Origin of the sequence: Psychrobacter sp. (genome assembly GCF_018260395.1) — a bacterium.
Lineage (GTDB): Bacteria > Pseudomonadota > Gammaproteobacteria > Pseudomonadales > Moraxellaceae > Psychrobacter.
In genome coordinates this window covers 1-2,184 of record NZ_JAGLBC010000224.1, presented here as the reverse complement: position 1 = coordinate 2,184, position 2,184 = coordinate 1, and the positions used below count along the sequence as shown (strand labels likewise).

Genomic DNA, 2,184 nt, shown 5'->3' with positions numbered 1-2,184 from the left:
GTAATGTTACTACTAATAAAACTACCACCATTACCAATAAAAACCGATGAAAGAGGGTTGAATCAAGTAAAGTGGCTCTATGAAAATTAGGGTCATAAATAATATTATAACTGACTAAATCCTCATTATAACTTTGACTAACATCATCAAATTTTCTCATAGTTTCCAAAAAATGCTCAGTGTACCATTCAGACCACTCAAAAGGTCTAAACGGTAAGAACTTCTTTAACTCAGGTGAGTTTGCTTGAATAGAATCTTTTGACCATAATCTATCATCAAGATTCAAACTGCGCATGCGCCAGTCATTAAAACTATAATTATCGACAGTCTTTAACAGTGTAACTCTAACATGGTCATGTCTATCATCATTGAAAATTCGAGCCATTAAAGGCATTAGTACTGCTTTAGTGCCCTCTAAGCACTGTAAAAAACATTTATTATTATTACAAAGCATACCCTTTATATTATTTGAACGATTATATTTTTCAGAATGACTGCGAATATGATCAAACAACAAAGGGGCTGACTTATTATCTACGATTATATTGCTAACATACACCAATCTAATTAAGGCGTTATCTTTCTCGTTTTCTAAAGCTTTAACTAAGTTTTTATAATTCTTTATTTTCATTAATCAGTCGAACTCCGCTATTATTAATAAACAAATGGTGATAACTAGTCTTTTTAAAAAAGGGACTAAAATAGCGTTTTAAATTAGCTAACGAAAGTAGCTAGTAGATTTTTGAATCTCTTATCAATGTTGATTATTATAACAAATTTGTCAATTTAACTATCAGTTAATTAAAATATATTAAGGAGTGTTATGCAAGTATATATGGTGGGTGGAGCGGTTCGCGATACACTATTGAATAGACCATATTTAGATAAAGATTTTGTGGTAGTGGGAGCTACTCCTGAACAAATGGTAACTGCCGGATTTATTCAAGTTGGTGACGATTTTCCTGTATTTTTACATCCCAAAACCAAACAAGAATATGCACTTGCACGAACTGAACGCAAATCAGGTAGGGGGTATAAGGGTTTTAAAGTTTACGCTTCTCCTGAAGTTAGCATTGAAGAAGATTTGATGCGCCGTGATTTAACTATTAATGCCATGGCAATAGAAGTTAAAGATTTAATGGATGACACCCCTATCTCAGGCAATGTTATTGATCCTTACAATGGTCAGCAAGATATTAGTGATAAGGTCTTGCGCCATGTCTCAGAAGCCTTTATTGAAGATCCACTTCGAGTATTAAGAATTGCTCGCTTTTATGGTAGATTTTATGATCCTAGCATCGATCATAACTTTACTATTGCCCCTGAAACAGTCTCATTAATCCATACTATTAATAATAGCAATGAATTAAAGCATTTGACCGCTGAGCGTATATGGCAAGAAACAAGCCGCGCTTTATTGCAAAGTTCGCCTCAAGCTTATATTAACTGCTTGATTGAAACTAACTCCCTACCCTACATAATGCCAAATCTTGCTCAGGCGTTACAAAATACCTTTATAAAAAACCTAGTGTTTAATTCGTTGCAATTATCCGCTCAACATAACTTGAATTTAGCGCAACGCTGGGCAATTTTAATGTTTAGTTTTGCCGATGAATGCCTTGCTGAATTGAGTCATAAAGATGGTGCTGAGAGTTTTGACATAAAAAATGCCTATCAAAAATGGACCAAAGAAAACAATAGTTTATCTGAAAGTTTAAAGGTTCCAAAAAAAATTACTCAATTTGCCCAAGACTATATATCATGCTATCCCTACTTCACTCGTTTGACACAACTTTCAGCCACAGATATAGCCCAACTTATAACTATTACCAAAGCAGATAAAAATAATTCTGCGTTAAATGATTTACTGAAAACTCACAAGATGATTGAACTTACCTATCAACATCTGCAACTTGATAAATATATTGAAGCTTTTAGACAAATTACCTTTAATGATGTTGATAATAATCTACAAGGCAGTGCCATTGGACAAGCCATAATGCAGGCTAGAGTTGATGCTATCCATAAACTTTTATAAAAAAACTGTCATTAATTGGCTTGTTAGACTTGCAAAATTATAAAATTCAGGTAATATAATGCGACTAATAAAGTTGATCATACAACTTTTATTAGGGCCCATAGCTCAGTTGGTTAGAGCAGAGGACTCATAATCCTTTGGTCGTA

At 33.5% G+C, this 2,184-nt stretch carries 2 protein-coding genes; one reads left to right on the top strand and one right to left on the bottom strand.

Annotation, left to right across the window (positions count from 1 at the left end; translation table 11 throughout):
* Positions 1-631 (bottom strand): BLUF domain-containing protein (locus QZ265_RS10665; protein ID WP_296406016.1); only part of this gene is annotated, 631 nt, incomplete at its 3' end.
* Positions 632-823: 192 nt separating this feature from the next.
* Between QZ265_RS10665 and QZ265_RS10660 the strand changes: the two genes are divergently transcribed.
* A complete protein-coding gene (locus tag QZ265_RS10660; protein WP_296406014.1) occupies positions 824-2,038 on the top strand; it encodes a tRNA cytidylyltransferase in 1,215 nt (404 codons plus the stop codon).
* Positions 2,039-2,184 lie beyond the last annotated feature (146 nt).

Excerpts from the sequence above, each read along its gene's own strand:
- QZ265_RS10660 (WP_296406014.1), top strand. The coding sequence starts at position 824 with ATGCAAGTATATATGGTGGGTGGAGCGGTTCGCGATACACTATTGAAT.